The organism is Kitasatospora sp. NPDC040550 (genome assembly GCF_055594965.1).
This window is the reverse complement of record NZ_JBVIWC010000002.1, coordinates 149,943-166,457: the sequence shown is the minus strand read 5'-3', so window position 1 is coordinate 166,457 and position 16,515 is coordinate 149,943. Positions and strand designations below refer to the sequence as shown.

Sequence of the window (16,515 nt, the reverse complement as noted above, 5' to 3'; positions counted from 1 at the left end):
GGCGTTGTCCGTCCGGGAGTTGCGGGAGTCGTTCGTTCCGACGGATCCATCCTGCGGCGCCGACCGCAGGGCTCCGGCCGGCCGTTCGGACAGTTCCACCTGGCCGAAGGGAGGGGCGGCCGAGGGTGGCCCCGGAACTAGGGTGAAGGGCATGGACGCAGGCATGGACTCGTACGAAGGCGTGGACGCAGGGACGGACGCAGCCATGGGCGCGGGCGTGGACACGGGCATGGACACGGGCATGGGCGCGGTGGCCGGCCCCGGCCCCGACGAGGCCTGGCGGGAGCACTGGGGCCGCCCCGAGGACGCGCTGGCGCGGGCCGTCGAGGTGCTGCGCGCGCCCCGGCCCGAGGTGGTGCCGCGGCTGTCGGAGGTGGTCCGCACGCTCGTCCCGCACGTCGCGATCGCCCATCTCAGCGGTGTCTGCTCCTACTCCCCCGCCAAGGCCCACGGCCCGGTCGAGCTGGTCGGCGGCCTCTCCGGACTGGAGCTGTCCCGGCTCGCCGAGCGGGCCGCCGGGAGCACCTCGGCCGGCCGCCCCTGGCAGGGTGAGGCCGAACTGGCGGGCCGGACCCGGCCGGTGGTGGTGATCGCCGCCCCGGCCGATGACAAGGAGGTGCTGCTGGTCCTGGTCCGCGGCGACGCCGCGCCGGTGCCGGCCGGCGCGCTCGCCGTCCTCCAGCAGGTGTGCGAGCTGGTGATCGCCCACTCCGAGCACCGCGCCACCGACGCCGCGCCCAGCCAGGCGCTGGTCTCCCGTACCGCCGCCGTCACCCGGGCCCGGACCATCGCCGAGTTCACCGGCACCCACAGTGCCGCCCTGACCGCCGTCCTGGCGCCGCTGCGCTCGGCCGACCTGGACGACCGGGCCGCCCGCCGGGCCGCCACCGACCTGGCCGTCACCGCCCTGCTCGACCTGCGCCGGGCCGCCGACCTGGACCGCGAGCTCAGCGAGGAGCCCGCCGACGCCGCCTTCGCCCGGCTCGCCCGCGAACTGCGCCCGCTGCTGCGGCACACCGGGGTCCGGCTCGACCTCGCGCCGCCGTCCGACGCCACCCGGTCCATCCCCGCGGACACCGCGCACACCGCCCGGGCCGCCGTGCAGTGCGCCGTCATGCTGATGATGGAGCAGGAGAAGCCCGGTCGGCTGCACCTGAGTTGGCAGTTCACGGCGGACGGCGCGCTGCGCACCGTGGTGCGCGACGACGGCCTCGGGCTGCTCGCCGCCGACGCCCTCGCCGTCCACCGCACCGCCGACCGGATCACCGCGCTCGGCGGCCGCTACGAGGTCGAGTCCGTCCCCAACTGGGGCACCACCGTGACGGTCGAGCTGCCGCTCGGCCTGCCCTCGCCGACCGCCGTCACCGACCCGCTGGACGGGCTCCAGCCGCGCGAACTGGAGGTGCTCGACCAGCTCGCCCAGGGCCGCCGCAACCGGGACATCGCGGCGGAGCTGCACATCAGTGAGTCCACGGTGAAGTTCCACGTCGCCAACATCCTGGCCAAGTTGGGCGTCGGCTCGCGCGGCGAGGCGGCCGCCCTCGCCCACCGCGCCGGGATGCCCCGCAGCGCTCGGCTGCACGTGGCATCCTGAACCGGATCCGCCGCCACACCCGTTGACAGGAGTCCCGATGACCACGCCCACCCCACCGCGGACCGTCCTCATCACCGGCTCCACCGACGGTCTCGGCCGCGCCCTCGCCCACCGGCTGGCCGGCGAGGGCGCCACCCTCCTGCTGCACGGCCGCGACCGGGAGCGGCTCGACCGCACCGCCCGGGAGGTGGCCGAGGCCCACGGGACCGCCCGCCCGGCCACCCTGCTCGCCGACCTCGCCGAGCTGGACCAGGTCCGCGCCCTCGCGGCCGAGGTCCGCGCCACTACCGGCCGGCTCGACGTCCTCGTCAACAACGCGGGCATAGGCGCCGGCGAACCCGACGGCCGCACCCGCCGCACCAGCGCAGACGGCCACGAACTGCGCTTCGCCGTGAACCACTTGGCCGGCTTCCTGCTCAGCCTCGAACTGCTGCCGCTGCTGCGCGCCAGTGCCCCCGCCCGGATCGTCAACGTCGCCTCCGCCGGACAGCAGGAGATCGACTTCGACGACCTCATGCTGGAGACCGGCTACGACGGCACCAGCGCGTACTGCCGCAGCAAGCTCGCCCAGATCGCCTGCGGCATGGAGCTCGCCGCCCGGGTGCCGGCCGCCGAGGTGACCGTCAACAGCCTCCACCCGTCGACGTACATGCCCACCAAGATGGTGCTCCGGGAGATCGGCCACAGCATCGACAGCCTGGAGGACGGCGTCACCGCCACCCACCGGCTGGTCACCGACCCGGCCCTGGCCGGCACCACCGGCCGCTACTACGACCGGCTGCGCGAGGCCCGCGCCAACCGCCAGGCCTACGACCTGCGGGCCCGGGCCGAGCTGTGGGAGCGCTGCCTCGAACTCGTCGGGCACGCCGACCTCTGAAAGGGCGCAGCAGAGGCCACCGGAGAGGCCGCAGCAGAAGCCGCCGCAAGGCCACCGCACGGCCACCGCACGGCCACCGCAGCTGAAAGGCGACACCAGTGACCATGACCGACCACTCGCCCGGCACCGGTTGGGCCCCCGACGCCCCGGGCGTGCTGCGCCTGCCCTCCGGGCGGCTGCTGCGCGGCCGCGGCGTCCGCAACCCGCTGCCGCCCGGCCCGCGCCCCGACTTCGGCATCTACCTGCTCGGGCGCGCACCGAAGCCGCTCCCCTGGGAGAGCCGCTGGGTGCGCTGGCCCGACTTCCGGCTGCCCGCCGACCGCACGGACGCCGCCGACGCCTTCCGGGAGGCCTGGGAGCGCTGCGCCGGCGAGCGGGTCGAACTCGCCTGCGCGGGCGGCCGCGGGCGCACCGGCACGGCCCTGGCCTGCATCGCCGTCCTGGACGGCGTGCCGGCGGCGGAGGCGGTCGGGTACGTGCGGGAGCACTACAGCCGGCACGCCGTGGAGACGCCCTGGCAGCGGAAGTTCGTGGAGCGCTGGGCCCGGCCCTCGACCGGCTGACCGGTCCTCAGGTGCGCGGGTGGGCCTTGACGACCGTGCCGTCGAAGTCCGCCCTGAGGTAGGCGGCGCCGTAGCCGTCCGCGACGTACACCAGCAGTGACGGTTCGGTGTCGCCCATCCCCTGGGCGTCGTGCAGGAGCACGTAGTGGCTGGTCGGGTGGGCGATGCCGAGTTCGGCGTCGGCCCGTTGCAGCAGCCCGGGGAGGGCGTCCCAGTTGACGGCCCGCAGGTCCAGCGGCTTCTCGCCGAAGGCCACGGTCCGGGCGCAGCAGGACGTTGCCGGGCTTCACGTCGCGGTGCTGGATGCCGGCCGCGTGCGCGGCGTTCAGCGCGGAGAGCACCCCGCGGCCGAGCCGGGCCGCCTCCAGGGGCGTCATCGGGCCGCGCGCGAGCCGGTCGTGCAGCGAGCCGCCGGTCACCAGCTCCATGACCAGCCAGGGGTGCGGGTACTCGGGCCGGTCGACGATGTGGTGGATCGTCACCACGTGGGGGTGGTTGAGCCGGGCCAGCGACCGGGCCTCCCGCAGCACCCGCTCGCGCAGCACGGCCGCCGCCCCCGGGTCGCCGGCGAGGTCGGCCGGGTCCAGGGCCACTAGTAACCCCGGGGCCGCCGAGCCCCCCGGCCCCGTCAGGTCTTCCGCAGCTCCGGCGCCGGCACGCCGATCAGCAGCCGCCGGACGGCGTCCCAGGCGGCCCGCAGGCCGGCGGCGCAGGCGCGGGTGTCGGAGTCGAGCAGCCGCAGCCAGGCGCCGCCGTCCTGCGGCAGCACGCTGACCCCGTACAGCAGGCCCCGGCCGGCCAGGGCCTCGTGCAGCGCGTCGGCGATCCGGGCGGCGGGGGCGAGCGGGCTGAGCACGTAGAGGCTGGACATCACGTCGTGGCCGCCGAGTACGGCGGGGCCGGTGACGCCGGCCCCGGCGGGCTCCAGCCGGACGGTGTCCAGGGCCACCAACTCGCCGTCGGGGCGCCGTACTTCGAGGTCGGAGGCGAAGACCTGGTAGGCGTTGCGCTCGCCCCGGGCGAGGCGGCCGGCGAGGACGGTCTCCCCGGCCAGGACGGTCGCCCCCGGATCCACGGTGAGCACCGTGCGCTGGTAGAGGCGCGAGTCGACGAAGGGGATCACCGGCTCGGGCAGGTACTCCACGTACGCGCCGGGCCCGGCCTCCAGGTTGACCAGCTGCGTCGCGTAGTCGTACTCCATCCGGTAGACCTTGGTGGCCGCCTGGGTGGTCAGGTGGACCGCCGTGTCGGCCCCGCAGCGGATGTCGGTGCGCAGCCGGTCGGCCTGGAGGATGCCGCCGCCGGTGGACATCAGCAGGGTGACGGCGAGGTCGGGGCGGGCCGGGTCGAAGTACAGCGGGCGCATGATCTGCAGCGGCGACTTCTGGTAGTGGCCGGTGAGTTCGGTGCGCCCGCCGATCCGCTCGAAGGCCAGTTCCAGCAGCCCGACCTTGCCGGGGCGCCCGACCGCGAGGGTGTCGGGTGTCCCGGCGTGCCGCCGGACCAGGTGCGGGACCCGGGCCGGCTCGTAGTGCCGGGGGTCGAGCCGGGGCACCGGCCGTTCCCCCTCGGGGGCCCGCGCCGCCACCGTCATGCCGGGACCTTCCGGAAGGTCTCCAGGAAGGTCGCGATCTCCTCCAGCCCCTCCCCCGTCAGGCAGTTGGTGAGCACCACCGGGCCGCCCTCGCGGACCCGCCGGGCGTCGGACTCCATGACGCCGAGGTCGGCGCGCACGTACTGGGCGATGTCGATCTTGTTGATGACCAGCAGCTCCGACTCGGTGATGCCCGGGCCGCGCTTGCGGGGCATCTTCTCGCCCTCGGCGGTGTCGAGGACGAACAGGAAGAGGTCGACCAGCACCGGGCTGAACGTCAGGGTCAGGTTGTCGCCGCCGGACTCGTACAGCAGGGTGTCGACGTCGGGGAAGCGCTCCAGCATCTCGGCCCCGGCGGCCAGGTTCATGGTCGGGTCGTCGCGCACGGCGGTGTGCGGGCAGGCGCCGGTCTCGACGCCGACCACCCGTTCCGGGTCGAGCACTCCGGCGAGGGTGCGGCGGACGTGTTGGGCGTCCTCCTGGGTGTAGATGTCGTTGGTGATGACCGCCGGGCGGTGGCCGCGCTCGATCAGCACCGGCACCAGCGCCTCGATGAGCGCCGTCTTGCCGGAGCCGACCGGGCCGCCGATGCCCACCCGGAGCACGTTCTCGGTCATGGTGTCTCTCCGTTCGTAGGTGTGTTCAGCTCGCGAAGAGCCGGGCCTCGGCCCGTTCGTGCCGTCCGGACATCGCGTCCGCGACGGGTACGCAGCCGCCGAGGTCCGCCAACTCCCGTACCAGTGCGTCCGCCACCACCTCGCGGATGACCGGGGCGGCGGCCCGCAGCACCACCTGCGCCTTGCGGTGGTCGGTCAGCCGCAGCCGCAGCGCGGCGCCGACGAAGCTGGTGCAGAAGGCGAACAGGTCGCTGGCGACGGCCTGGTGGACCGGGACGGCGGCCGAGGCGTGGGCGACCCCGGCGGCCACCGCCTGGCAGCCGGGGGCGCGCTTGTCGGCCACCAGGGCGGCGTACCGCTCCAGCGGCTCACCGCCCACCGACTCCCTCGCGATGTCGAGGAGTTGGCGCCCGGTGCGGGTCGCGGCGAGCCGCAGCTCGCGGTTGAGCTTGGTGGCGTGCAGCCGCCGGTCGATCTCGGCGAGCAGCTCCCAGTCCCCGGCGGCGGCGGCCCGGTGGGCCAGGGCGAGCGCCGTGGCGTCGGCCGGTCCGACGCTGTGCCGCAGCAGGTCGGTGAGCAGCCCGGGCATGGTGTCGGCGGTGACGGCCTTGGCCTGGGCGTAGCCCTCCAGACCGTGCGAGAGGGTGTAGAAGCCGCTGGGGAAGGCGGAGTCGGTCAGCTGGAGGCTGACCAGCAGGGCGTCCAGCCCCGCGTCGCCAGGGCCCGCGTCGGCCGGGCCGTGGGTGGGGCCCGCGTGGGTGGGGCCCGCGTGGGTGGGGCCCGCGTCCGCCGGGCCCGGGTCGGCGCCGCTCACGCGAGGTAGAACAGGTGGTTGAGCGGCAGTTCACGGGCCGGCTCGATGGTCGCCGGCTCACCGTCCAGGGTGACCTTGTACGTCTCCGGGTCGACCGCGATCTTCGGCAGCGCGTCGTTGCGCACCATGTGCTGCTTGCCGACCGAGCGGCAGTGCCGCACCGGCAGCACCCGGCTGTCCAGTCCCAGCCGGTCCGGCACCCCGAGGTCGACGGCGGCCTGGGACATGAAGGTGATCCGGGTGGCCTGCTTGGCCCGCCCGAACGCCCCGTACATGGGCCGGTAGTAGACCGGCTGCGGGGTCGGCAGCGAGGCGTTGGGGTCGCCCATCAGCGCCCAGTTGATGAGGCCGCCCTTGATGACCAGCTTGGGCTTGGCGCCGAAGGAGTTGATCGGCCACAGCACGATGTCGGCGAGCTTGCCGGGCTCCAGTGAGCCGAGGTGCTCGGCGGTGCCGGAGGCGATCGCCGGGTTGATGGTGAGCTTGGCAAGGTAGCGCAGCACCCGGAAGTTGTCGTTGCGCTCGCTGTCGCCGGCCAGCTTGCCGCGCTGCGCCTTGCAGTGGTGGGCGGTCTGGAAGGCGCGGGTGAAGGACTCCCCGATCCGGCCCATGGCCTGCGAGTCGGAGGAGAAGATCGAGATGACGCCCTCGTCGTGCAGCACGGTCTCGGCGGCGATGGTCTCGGCGCGCACCCGGGAGTCGGCGAAGGAGACGTCCTCGGGGATGTCGTGGCTGAGGTGGTGGCAGACCATCACCATGTCGAGCAGCTCGTCCACCGAGTTGACGGTGTAGGGCAGGGTCGGGTTGGTGGAGGACGGCAGCACGTTGGGCTCGCCGGCGATCCGCATGATGTCGGGGGCGTGGCCGCCACCCGCGCCCTCGGTGTGGAAGGTGTGGATGGTGCGGCCGTCGATCGCGGACAGGGTGTCCTCGAAGAAGCCGGACTCGTTGAGGGTGTCGGTGTGGATGGCCACCTGCACGTCGTACTCGTCGGCGACGCGCAGCGCGCTGTCGATCGCCGCCGGGGTGCTGCCCCAGTCCTCGTGCACCTTGAGCCCGCAGACCCCGGCCTCGACCTGCTCGCGCAGCGCGCCCGGCAGCGAGCCGTTGCCCTTGCCGAGCAGGCCGACGTTGACCGGGAGGTCCTCGACCGCCTGGTACATCCGCCCGATGTTCCACGGGCCGGGGGTGCAGGTGGTGCCGTTGGTGCCGTCGGACGGGCCGGTGCCGCCGCCGATCAGGGTGGTGATGCCGTTGCTCAGCGCCTCCTGGGCCTGCTGCGGGGCGATGAAGTGGATGTGGGTGTCGATGCCGCCGGCGGTGGCGATCAGGTGCTCACCGGAGATCACCTCGGTGCCGGGGCCGATCACCAGCTTCGGGTGCACCCCGCTCTGGGTGTGCGGGTTGCCGGCCTTGCCGACGGCGGTGATGAAGCCGTCCTTGACGCCGATGTCGCCCTTGACCACGCCGAGCACCGGGTCCAGCACGACGACGTTGGTGATCACCAGGTCGAGCGCGCCCTGCACCGAGGTGGCGGCCGGGTCCTGGGCCATGCCGTCGCGGATGCCCTTGCCGCCGCCGTAGACGGCCTCGTCGCCGTAGTGGCCCTGGTTGAAGTCCTGTTCGACCTCGACCACGAGGTTGGTGTCGGCCAGGTGGAAGCGGTCACCGACGGTGGGGCCGAACAGGTCGGTGTACTGCTTGCGGGACAGCATGGCCATCAGCGGTCGCCCTCCGAGTGGGTCCGGGTGTGGAAGTCCCTGCCGTGCAGGTCGTCGTCCTTGAGGTCGAGGTTGGTGCCCTTGAAGCCGCGGGCGATGGCCCGGTCGATGGCCCGGGCCCGGGTGTCGCGCGCGGTGGTGCCGCCGTCGGTCAGGTTGCTGAAACCGACCAGGCGGCGGTGCCCGCCGAACTCGGCCAGGGTGACGTCCTTGGTGTCGCCGGGCTCGAAGCGGACGGCGGTGCCGGCCGGGATGTCGAGGTGCTTGCCGAAGGCCGCGTTGCGGTCGAAGTCGAGGGCGCGGTTGGCCTCGAAGAAGTGGTAGTGGGAACCGACCTGGATCGCGCGGTCGCCCGTGTTGCTGACCGTGATCGTGGCCTTGGCTCGGCCGGCGTTGATCTCCACCGGGTCGTCGCCGTACAGGTATGCAGCGCCACCGGACATGGCTGGCCTTCCTCTCTGCCGGTTCAGTGGGGGGTTCGTGCAGGTGCTGGTGCGTGGGGGTGGGGGTGGGGGTGCGTGGGGGCGTGCGGGTGGCTGTGGTGCGCCTCGCCCGGGCCGTGGCTGTGGGCGTAGCCGTGTCCGTGCTCGGCGTCGAGGCCGGCCAGGATGCCGTCCTCGCCGTGGCCGAGCAGGTGCAGCGCCGCCGCCGTGCGGGCCGCGACCACCCCGGCGATCGCGGACGGGCGCAGCAGCGGGCCGCAGTCCCGGACGTGCTCGCCGGGCGGGGTGGGGATCAGGCCGGCGGGCAGGGCCGGTCCGAAGGAGGCTGGGACGGCCGTGATCCGCTCGGCGCCGAGCAGTCGGCAGCGTTCGACGCCCGCGGCCGGGTCGGGGTCGCCGCCGGTGAAGGCGACCTCGACCCGGTGGTGGCGCCCGTACTGGCGGACCAGCCGGGCGATCCGGAACAGTTCGGCGTCCTCGAAGGGCCCGGCCGCCGGGGCGGTGACCAGGACGGCGTCCTCGTCGCCGGCCGTGGCCGTGGCGGCGCGCAGCCAGCCGATCAGGTGCTCGGCGGCGCCGAAGGGCGCGGTGAGCGCGAGCCGTCCGCGGCCCTCGCCGGCGGCGAGCCAGCGCAGGGCGCGGGCGGTGTCGGCGATCAGCTTCGGGTCGCGGCCGAGGGTCATCGGGACGACGCACACCGGTCCGTCGCCGGCCGCCAGGGCGGACCGGACGGCTTCGGCGAGCGGGCGTCCGGCGGCGGCCGCCGCGTGCACGGTGTACCCGTGCGCGGCGTGTCCCTGCCCGGCCTGTCTCTGCCCGGCGTGGCCCTGTCCCTGCCCGGCCTGCCCCTGCCCGGCGTGGCCCTGCCGGTGCCCGGCGGGCTCGCACGCCCCCTGCCCGGGCCCGACCAGGGCGGCCAGGTCGCGGCCGCCGTCGCTCTCGTGCCCGCCGGCCAGCACGACGGTGGCGGGCTGTGGTGCGGTCATGGGTCAGGCACCGACCGGGTCGTGACAGGAGACCAGCTTGGTGCCGTCCAGGAAGGCGGCCTCGACCTGGAGCAGCGGCAGCATCTCGCGGACGCCGGGCATGACCTCGGCATTGCTGACGACCTGCTTGCCGATCTCCATGCACTCGGCGACGGTGCGGCCGTCCCGGGCGCCCTCCATGATGGCCTCGCTGATCAGCGCGCAGGCCTCGCTGTAGTTGAGTTTGACGCCGCGGTCGCGGCGTTTGCGGGCCAGATCGGCCACGACGTAGATGTAGAGCTTGTCCATCTCACGCGGGGAGAGGTTCATCGGAACCACTTCTCCTTTCCGAGAATCCGACGAAATGCAAGTCATAGGAATTGCAGGGGAGTTGGCCGACGGAATACCAGGTTAGGGCGACTACGGGTTCAGATCCGACGCAGTCGGGGAATCCCCGGCACCGCCGCCAGGAACAGCAGGGTGGTCAGGACGAACGGCCACGTGAAGGCGTGGCCGCCGAACGGCGCGGTGACCGCGCCGAGCGCCGGGGTCAGCACGGTGGCGGCCGCCGCGCCGAGCACGGCGTAGGCCGCGCTCCAGCCGTCCGGGGCGACGAACACCCCGCACAGCGCCAGCGCCACCAGCACGCCGCTGTAGCCGAGCAGCCCCTGCCCGACGGCCCCGGCCGGCGCCCCCAACGCCCAGGCGGTGAGCAGTCCGGTGGCGCTGCCGACGCAGGCCATCAGCCCGGCGAGCCGGCCGGCCGCGAACAGCCCGGCCAGGAACAGCAGGCCGACGTACCACTGGGGCATGAAGAAGACCTGGCCGATGTTGGCGAAGAACCCGTGCCAGAGCTGTTCCCAGCTCAGTCCGGTGCCGCCGGCGGCCGGTACGGGCAGCGCGGCCGGGGCGCCGCCCGCCGGCCACAGCCGCCGGAACCCGGGCGCGGCCACCGTGACGGCCGTCGCGACCAGGCAGAACGGCGCGGTCAGCGCGGGCAGTCCGCGCCCTTCCAGCAGCGCCCCGAGCCCGACGGTCACCACCACGGCGACCACCGCGCCGAGCACCGCGACCACGACCGTGGCCGGGTGGCCCGGGCCGAGGAACACCGCGCAACCGAGCGCCACCAGGCATCCGTTGTACCCGGTCAGCCCCGCCTCGACGGTGTCCCGCCGCAGCCGGAGACCGTACCCGGCGGCGGTGGACACGGCGCTGCCCAGCAGGCCGTAGAGGCCGTACTGCCAGCCGGCGGCGAACAGTGCGACGACGAAGAGGAGTCCGCACACGGCGGACGGCATGAAATCGACCTGGGCGACACCGCGCAGGACGTCGACGACCAATGTGACGGATATCGGACGGACAGCCGGCCGCGCCCCTTCCGGGGCTCCTTCCCCACCCTTTTGCAGACCCATGCGGCGCACCAATTCCCCGGTACGGCCGAGGGGGCTCGGGAGATTGCTCGGGAGCCCGTTCGGCGATTCGTTGGGAACCGTACTCCTGCGGATTGCGGAGCGGGATGGGCGCGATGGGTCACGCCAAATCGACGGTGGGTGACGACAGGGCCGCTGAGCTGCAACATTCTGTTGAAATCAACGCCCGGAGGAGTGGTTGGACAGAGCAATTCTTTGCGAAGTTTTACTCGCCCTCGACAAGCACCGGAATATGACCATGCCAAGTAATTCTTGACAAATTCCGCCGATCCCGGCAATACGGACAGCGGAAACTGTGGGAATGCTGTGAAGCACCGGGCCGATGTGACGGAAGTGTGGTCGGATCGGGGCGTCGACGCACACGGTTCCGATCAGGCCGGCGCCGGCGCCCCGCCGCCGAGGTGGCGCAGCAGGAAGGCCTCCGAGGCCGCCGCCTCGAACCCGGGCACCGCCAGATGGCCCCCGGAGTTGGCGTACAGCGTCTTCTCCCGCGATCCCAGCGCCCCGTACAGCGCCAACGCGCCCTCGCGCGGCTGGAGTTCGTCGTCCCACTGGACGACGAACTCCACCGGCACGGTCACCCGCCCGGCCGCCTCCGCCAGTGCGGCGTTCCCCGCCAGACCGAACACCGCGGCCACGATGCGGGGTTCGACCGCCGCGAGCGGGACGCCGATCACCGTGCCGAGCGACAACCCCCAGTAGCCGACCGGCCCCAGGCCCTCCCCCGTCGCGTCCGCCAGGGCGGCCAGCACCGCCCGCCACTCCGGCACGGCCCGCTCCGCGAGCGCCGCCGTGTGCCGCGCCACCCACGCGCTGAGCGGACGCCCGGCCGCCAGCAACTGCCCGATCTCGCTGGCGAACCGCTCGTCCTGCGCGGTGCGCGCCCGCTCGCCGTGCCCGGGCGCGTCGATCGCCACCGCCGCCCACCCGTACCGCCGCGCGCAGCGCAGCGCCCGCTCCCGCGGCCCCCACCGGTCCTGCCCGCCCCCGTGTCCGAGCAGCACCAGCGGCCGCCCGCCGGGCCCCGGAGGGCTGTCGGGGCCGACAGGGCCGGGCGGGCCGTCGGAGCCGTCGGGGCCGTCAGAACCGCCCCGGCCGGGCGGGCGGACGGGGCCGGAGCCGTCCGGCTGCCAGAGCACGCCGGGCACGCCGTCGAGGACGAAGGGGCGTTCCAGGACGCCGTCCGAGCTGGTCTCCGAGGTGAAGTGCACCCGTCCATGATGGCCCCCGACACACGTTCGAGTCCGGCCTTTTCGCCCCCTGGCCGATACTCACCGGAGCCGCCCCGGGCCGCATCGCCGCACACGCACCACCGCGCCGCTACCGGCCCGTCGAGGACTCCCGCAGGAAGTCCGTCAGCAGTGCCGTCACCTCCGCCGGGCGCTCCAGGCTCGGCAGGTGGCCGGCCCAGGGCAGTTCGAGGTGGCGGACGTGCCGGGAGTTCGGCAGCAGGCCCGGCAGCTCGGCGGCTATCGCGCGGTAGTCCGGCAGGTCGTGGGCGCCCGCGACGGCCAGGGTCGGGGCGGTGATCCGGGCGAGGTCGGTCTCCTCCTGCTCCGGCCCGCCCGTCGCCTCCCACTGCACCTCGAAGGCGTGGCGCTGCATCCGGCGGACGAACGCGCGGGTCTCCTCGTCGGCCTCCGGGCCCAGCCAGGTACGGACGTTGAGCTCGACGGCGCCTTCGAGGTCGTCCGCCTCCACCAGCGCCTCCTCCTCGGCGCCGAAGGCCCGCAGGGCCTCGGAGGGCTGGCGGCCCGGGAGGCCCGCGCCGAACAGGGCCAGCGCGGTGACCGCCTGCGGGCGCAGCGCCGCCACCGTCAGGGCCGTCCGCCCGCCGTACGAGGCGCCGACCACCGCGGTGGAGTCGATGCCCAGGTGGTCGAGCAGGGCGAGGACGTCGGCGCCGGCGGCGTACGGCCCGTCGGCGAGCGGCGTCTCGCCGAAGCCGCGGAAGTCGCAGCGGACGACACGGTGGCCGGCGTCGAGCAGGGCCTGCCACTGCCCGTCCCACATCCGCCGGTCGCACACCGCGGAGTGCAGCAGGAGGACGGCCGGTCCGGCACCTGAATCGTCATGGGAGAGGATCATGCGGCGGATGGTAGCCGCGCGAAGGGTGGGGCGCGAACCCTTTCGCCGCGGAGTAAGCGCTTCCGGCCCCGGGTGGGCTCTTGGTGGGTGAGGAGGTGCTCATGGGAGAACCGAAGAGCGCACGGGACGAGGAGTTCCAGACGTTCGTCGTCGCGGCCTGGCCACGGCTGGTGCGGACGGCGTTCCTGCTGGCCGGCGAGCAGTACGCGGCCGAGGACCTGGTGCAGTCGGCGGCGGAACAGGCCTGCGCGGCCTGGTCGAAGGTGCGCCGGGCCGACGATCCGTACGCCTACGTGCGGCGGATCCTGGTGAACCAGCACGCCCGTCGCTGGCGCCGCCGCCCGCCGGAGCTGCTGGTCGACGCGGTGCCGGACGCGGCGGGACCGGAGGACGGCTTCGCCCGCTCCGACCAGCGCGGCGCGCTGCTGGCCGCGCTCGCCACCCTGCCGCCGCGCCAGCGCGAGGCGGTGGTGCTCCGCTACTGGGAGGACCTGAGCGACAGCCAGACGGCACTGGCGATGGGCTGCTCGGTGGGCGCGGTGCGCAGCCACGCGGCGAAGGGCATCGGGAAGCTGCGGCAGGTCTCGGCGCTGGTGGAACCGATGGACAGGACTGAGATCGGAGGGGCGGTATGACCATGGAGAACCCGGAAGCGGGCAAGGACACCGATCTGTGGGTCGGGCTGGGCCTGGCCGAGGCGGCGTCGACGGCGCGGATCGGACCGGTGCCGGTGGCGGACATCGTGGCGGGCGGCCGGCGGATCCGGCGCCGCCGCCGGACGGTGGTCGGCGCCGTGGCGCTGGCCTCGGCGGTACTGCTGGCGGGCGGGGCGATCAGCCAGCTGCGGCCGGCCCCGGCCGCCTCCCAGCCGCTGGTCGCCGCGGGCACCGGCCACGGCGCCGGCACCGGCGGCCCGCCGACCCCCACGGCGGGCACGCCCACCGCCCCGGCCGCGCGGGACCCGTTCACCCCGCTCCGGGTGGTGATCGGGCAGGGCACCACGGCGGACGGCAAGGAGTGGAAGCTGTGGCAGGCGGTCTGGCCGACGGCGCCCAAGGACCGGGCGTACGAGCAGGCCCTCGCCGTCTGGCAGGAGCGCAGCCCGTACGACGCGGCGGTGGGCAAGCCCACCCCGGAGTACGTCGACCGGTACTACGACGCGGGCTCCGACGTCATCAACACCTACTTCACGGTCGACGGGGTCCGGCAGAGCCACGACTCCGAGGGCATCACCCCCGCCCCCGGCAAGCTCGACCCCCGCGACGGCGCGTACATCGCCGGCGGCCTGCAGGGCGCCCGCGGCAAGGGCGACACCGTGGCGCCGGGCGACATCGTCGCGCTGGGCCTCGGCCCGGACATCGCCCGGGTGAAGGTCACCTGGACGGACGGGAGCGTCACCGAGCCGACCATCGTCACCGTGGGCGACCTGCCGCTGCGCCAGGCGGTGGTGGCCAGGCCGGCGGGCAAGAAGGCCAAGCTGTGGGAGTTCTTCGACCGCAACGGCGCCAAGGTCCCGGACGCGGGGTCGCAGTTCCTGACCTCCTGAGTCCCGACCTCCTGCCGTTCCGGCGTCCTGACCGCCTGGCGTCCTGAACTCCTGGTCCCGCCCGGCGTCGTCAGCCCAGCAACAGCTTCGCCGCCACCTCCGTCCCGTCCGTACGGACCTCGCCCGCGAGCGCCGTCGCCCGCGCGGCGACCGCCGGGGCCAGCGCCGCTCGGAGTGCGTCGGTCAGCGAATCGACGGTGGGGACGGCCCCGTCGTGGGCCACGCCGATCCCCAACTCGGCGACGCGGCCCGCCCAGTAGGGCTGGTCGACCATCTGCGGCACCACCACCTGCGGGGCCCCGGCCAGGGCGGCCGCGGTGGTGGTGCCCGCGCCGCCGTGGTGGACGACGGCGGCGACCCGGGGGAACAGCGCCTGCTGGTTGACCTCGCCGACGGCGAAGCAGTCGTCCCCGCCGTCGGCGAGGGCCAGCTCCGCCCAGCCCCGGGCGAGCACCACCCGCCGCCCCAGGGTCCGCGCGGCCGCGACCGCGTCGCGCGCCGCGTCGGGGGCGCCGCGCATCGGCATGCTGCCGAAGCCCACGTACACCGGGGCCTCGCCGGCGTCCAGGAAGGCGGACAGCCCGGCGGGCAGCGGGCGGTGGTCGGGCAGCAGCCAGGCCCCCGTCGGGACGACCGTGCTCCCGGCGAACTCCGGCCACGGGCCGAGGAGTCGGTCGGTGGCCAGCCAGGGGTGATCGGTGAGGACGTGGTCGCGCACATTGGCCACGGTGGGCAGGCCCACCGAGGCCCGGAGGGCGTTCACCGGCTCACGGAACAGCGCGTTCATGGTGCGGATGTCGTCCTGCCACAGCGCCCGGTTGTCCGTCACCCCCGGCGGGAACGGGTGGCCCGGGTACTCGAACGGCGGGTGGTGCGGGGAGGGCAGCATGATCGGCTGGAGGGCGACGTAGCGGAAGCGGGCGCCGACCGCCTCGGCCGCCGCCTGGGCGCCGGCCACCGCCGGGAAGAGCCCGGTGGCCACCACCGTGTCCCCCGGCCCGGCGGTCGCCGCGACGGCCTCGTGGAACTGCCCGACCATCGTGGCCACCCGTCGGGGGAAGTCCCCGGGCGCCGGTGGCGTCCCCTTCACGGCCGCCCGCACGGCCGGCCCGACCGGCACCAGCTCGACCCCGTCGACGGCCAGCCGCCGGGCGAACTCCTCGTCCGGCGGAGCACACACCCGCACCGGCACGCCGAGTTCCCGCAGCTTCACCGCGAGTCCCGCCAGCGGCTGGACGTCACCGCGCGAACCATAGGTGGAGAGCACCACTCGCATCCTGACATTCCTCCCGTTCTCCCCAGGGGCCGCCCTGGAGTGGGAGATTCTGCGGCACGACCGGGGCCTTGCGGCAAGACCCCCCGTGCGCTATAGCTTGAGAGTGGCGGGGAGCGCGTGCGGTCATCCGCGCAGGACCGCCACCACCTCCCCGACCAACTGCCGTGCCCGCTCCACCGTCGCGGTCAGCACCCCGGGCGTCTCCCCGGCGGAGCCCAGCAGTTGACGCACCCGGGCGTCGAAGTCGGCCGGCACGCCGTCGAGTCGACCGGCGACGGCCAGCGCACCCTTCTCGTTCAGGCACCAGCGCCGGTCCCGCGCGTACAGCGCCTGCACCAGCACGCCGACCGCCCGGGAGAGGCAGAGCGACACGTACAGGACGTCGCCCCGACCCGCGCCCTTCGCCGCGGCGCCGACCAGGAACTCCGCCTCCCAGGCCCTGGCCGTCAGGGCCGCCCGCAACGGCTCGGGATATTCCCCGACCTGGGCCCGGAGGGCGGCCAACTCCCCTGTCGGGTCGGCGAGTACGCGACCGAGCGCGAGCTCCCCGACGTAGCAGGGTGACCAGAACCCGAGCGGGTGCCCGGCCTGCACGCCGACCTCGTAGCGGCCCGCGCGGCAGTCCGCCCACACCCGCTCGACCCGGTCGAGGTCCCGCAGGATCCAGTCCACGGCGACCCCGTCGACCCGCAGCCACGCCCCGCCGTTCACCCACGGCCCCCAGCCGCCGGGCCCGGCGACCTCGACCCCGGGGCCCGCCAGCTCCCCCAGGGCGGCGAGGTCGAGTTCACCCCGGTAGTAGACGCCGAGGTCCCAGTCGGACTCCGGGCGGTGCTCCCCGCGCGCCCGGCTGCCGCCGAGCATCACCCCCACCACGCCCGGGACTTCGGCCAGTCGGGCCGCCATGTGCTCGATGTGCTCGGTGATCGCCTGCATGACGGTCATTCTGACGCGTCCGGGAAGGCCGGGCCGGCGCATTCGCGCCCG

At 74.4% G+C, this 16,515-nt stretch carries 18 protein-coding genes and 1 pseudogene; 5 read left to right on the top strand and 14 right to left on the bottom strand.

From position 1 onward, the window contains the following. The first annotated feature begins 151 nt into the window (after positions 1–151). The 3 genes from ACZ58X_RS03555 to ACZ58X_RS03545 all read left to right on the top strand — a co-directional run bounded on the left by ACZ58X_RS03555 (position 152) and on the right by ACZ58X_RS03545 (position 3,034). Entirely contained in the window at positions 152–1,594 is a 1,443-nt protein-coding gene (locus ACZ58X_RS03555) for a helix-turn-helix transcriptional regulator (RefSeq protein WP_470332026.1), read from the top strand. Positions 1,595–1,631: 37 nt separating this feature from the next. Beyond that, the gene (locus ACZ58X_RS03550) at positions 1,632–2,471 is read left to right on the top strand and encodes an SDR family NAD(P)-dependent oxidoreductase (protein WP_470332025.1); all 840 of its coding nucleotides are present in this window, start codon (positions 1,632–1,634) and stop codon (positions 2,469–2,471) included. A 104-nt stretch (positions 2,472–2,575) separates the two neighbouring features. Beyond that, entirely contained in the window at positions 2,576–3,034 is a 459-nt protein-coding gene (locus ACZ58X_RS03545; RefSeq protein WP_470332024.1) for a protein-tyrosine phosphatase family protein, read from the top strand. A 7-nt stretch (positions 3,035–3,041) separates the two neighbouring features. On the opposite strand, the gene ACZ58X_RS03540 is transcribed toward ACZ58X_RS03545, so the two are convergent. From ACZ58X_RS03540 to ACZ58X_RS03485, 12 genes and pseudogenes are all read right to left on the bottom strand, one after another. Continuing rightward, positions 3,042–3,290, bottom strand: coding sequence for a hypothetical protein (locus ACZ58X_RS03540; protein WP_470332342.1), 249 nt, complete (start codon positions 3,288–3,290; stop codon positions 3,042–3,044). A gap of 1 nt (position 3,291) precedes the next feature. Further along, positions 3,292–3,618 (bottom strand): annotated as a pseudogene (locus ACZ58X_RS03535) (protein kinase domain-containing protein); the annotation flags it as partial. Between the two features lie 44 nt (positions 3,619–3,662). Then, positions 3,663–4,628, bottom strand: a complete 966-nt coding sequence (locus ACZ58X_RS03530) for an urease accessory protein UreD (protein ID WP_470332023.1) — start codon at positions 4,626–4,628, stop codon at positions 3,663–3,665. Next, positions 4,625–5,245: an urease accessory protein UreG gene (ureG, locus tag ACZ58X_RS03525; RefSeq protein ID WP_360240217.1), complete on the bottom strand. Its 621-nt coding sequence runs from the start codon at positions 5,243–5,245 to the stop codon at positions 4,625–4,627. The genes ACZ58X_RS03530 and ureG overlap by 4 nt, the downstream gene beginning before the upstream one ends. A gap of 25 nt (positions 5,246–5,270) precedes the next feature. After that, positions 5,271–5,951 carry an urease accessory protein UreF gene (locus ACZ58X_RS03520; protein ID WP_470332322.1) on the bottom strand — a complete coding sequence of 227 codons (681 nt, stop codon included), beginning with the start codon at positions 5,949–5,951 and terminating at the stop codon, positions 5,271–5,273. A gap of 104 nt (positions 5,952–6,055) precedes the next feature. Continuing rightward, positions 6,056–7,780 (bottom strand): urease subunit alpha, encoded by a 1,725-nt coding sequence (gene ureC / locus ACZ58X_RS03515; protein ID WP_470332022.1) that lies wholly within the window; start codon positions 7,778–7,780, stop codon positions 6,056–6,058. Beyond that, entirely contained in the window at positions 7,780–8,223 is a 444-nt protein-coding gene (locus ACZ58X_RS03510; RefSeq protein ID WP_470332021.1) for an urease subunit beta, read from the bottom strand. Before ACZ58X_RS03510 ends, ureC begins: the two co-directional genes overlap by 1 nt. A 23-nt stretch (positions 8,224–8,246) precedes the next feature. Beyond that, a complete protein-coding gene (locus ACZ58X_RS03505; RefSeq protein ID WP_470332020.1) occupies positions 8,247–9,209 on the bottom strand; it encodes a sirohydrochlorin chelatase in 963 nt (320 codons plus the stop codon). Positions 9,210–9,212: 3 nt separating this feature from the next. Next, positions 9,213–9,518 (bottom strand): urease subunit gamma, encoded by a 306-nt coding sequence (locus tag ACZ58X_RS03500; RefSeq protein WP_188310190.1) that lies wholly within the window; start codon positions 9,516–9,518, stop codon positions 9,213–9,215. A 98-nt stretch (positions 9,519–9,616) separates the two neighbouring features. Next, positions 9,617–10,528, bottom strand: a complete 912-nt coding sequence (locus ACZ58X_RS03495; RefSeq protein ID WP_470332019.1) for an urea transporter — start codon at positions 10,526–10,528, stop codon at positions 9,617–9,619. Between the two features lie 461 nt (positions 10,529–10,989). Beyond that, a complete protein-coding gene (locus ACZ58X_RS03490) occupies positions 10,990–11,829 on the bottom strand; it encodes an alpha/beta hydrolase (protein WP_470332018.1) in 840 nt (279 codons plus the stop codon). Between the two features lie 109 nt (positions 11,830–11,938). Continuing rightward, a complete protein-coding gene (locus ACZ58X_RS03485) occupies positions 11,939–12,706 on the bottom strand; it encodes an alpha/beta fold hydrolase (RefSeq protein ID WP_470332017.1) in 768 nt (255 codons plus the stop codon). 101 nt (positions 12,707–12,807) lie between these two features. On the opposite strand from ACZ58X_RS03485, the gene ACZ58X_RS03480 reads away from it, so the two are divergent. Together ACZ58X_RS03480 and ACZ58X_RS03475 are read left to right on the top strand one after the other, a co-directional pair. Then, the gene (locus ACZ58X_RS03480; protein ID WP_470332016.1) at positions 12,808–13,341 is read left to right on the top strand and encodes a SigE family RNA polymerase sigma factor; all 534 of its coding nucleotides are present in this window, start codon (positions 12,808–12,810) and stop codon (positions 13,339–13,341) included. After that, entirely contained in the window at positions 13,338–14,252 is a 915-nt protein-coding gene (locus ACZ58X_RS03475; RefSeq protein WP_470332015.1) for a hypothetical protein, read from the top strand. Before ACZ58X_RS03480 ends, ACZ58X_RS03475 begins: the two co-directional genes overlap by 4 nt. A 70-nt stretch (positions 14,253–14,322) precedes the next feature. On the opposite strand, the gene ACZ58X_RS03470 is transcribed toward ACZ58X_RS03475, so the two are convergent. Together ACZ58X_RS03470 and ACZ58X_RS03465 are read right to left on the bottom strand one after the other, a co-directional pair. Continuing rightward, complete coding sequence (locus ACZ58X_RS03470) at positions 14,323–15,528, bottom strand: glycosyltransferase (RefSeq protein WP_470332014.1); 1,206 nt, start codon at positions 15,526–15,528, stop codon at positions 14,323–14,325. A gap of 123 nt (positions 15,529–15,651) precedes the next feature. Beyond that, positions 15,652–16,473 carry a nucleotidyltransferase family protein gene (locus tag ACZ58X_RS03465; protein ID WP_470332013.1) on the bottom strand — a complete coding sequence of 274 codons (822 nt, stop codon included), beginning with the start codon at positions 16,471–16,473 and terminating at the stop codon, positions 15,652–15,654. Between the last annotated feature and the right edge of the window lie 42 nt (positions 16,474–16,515).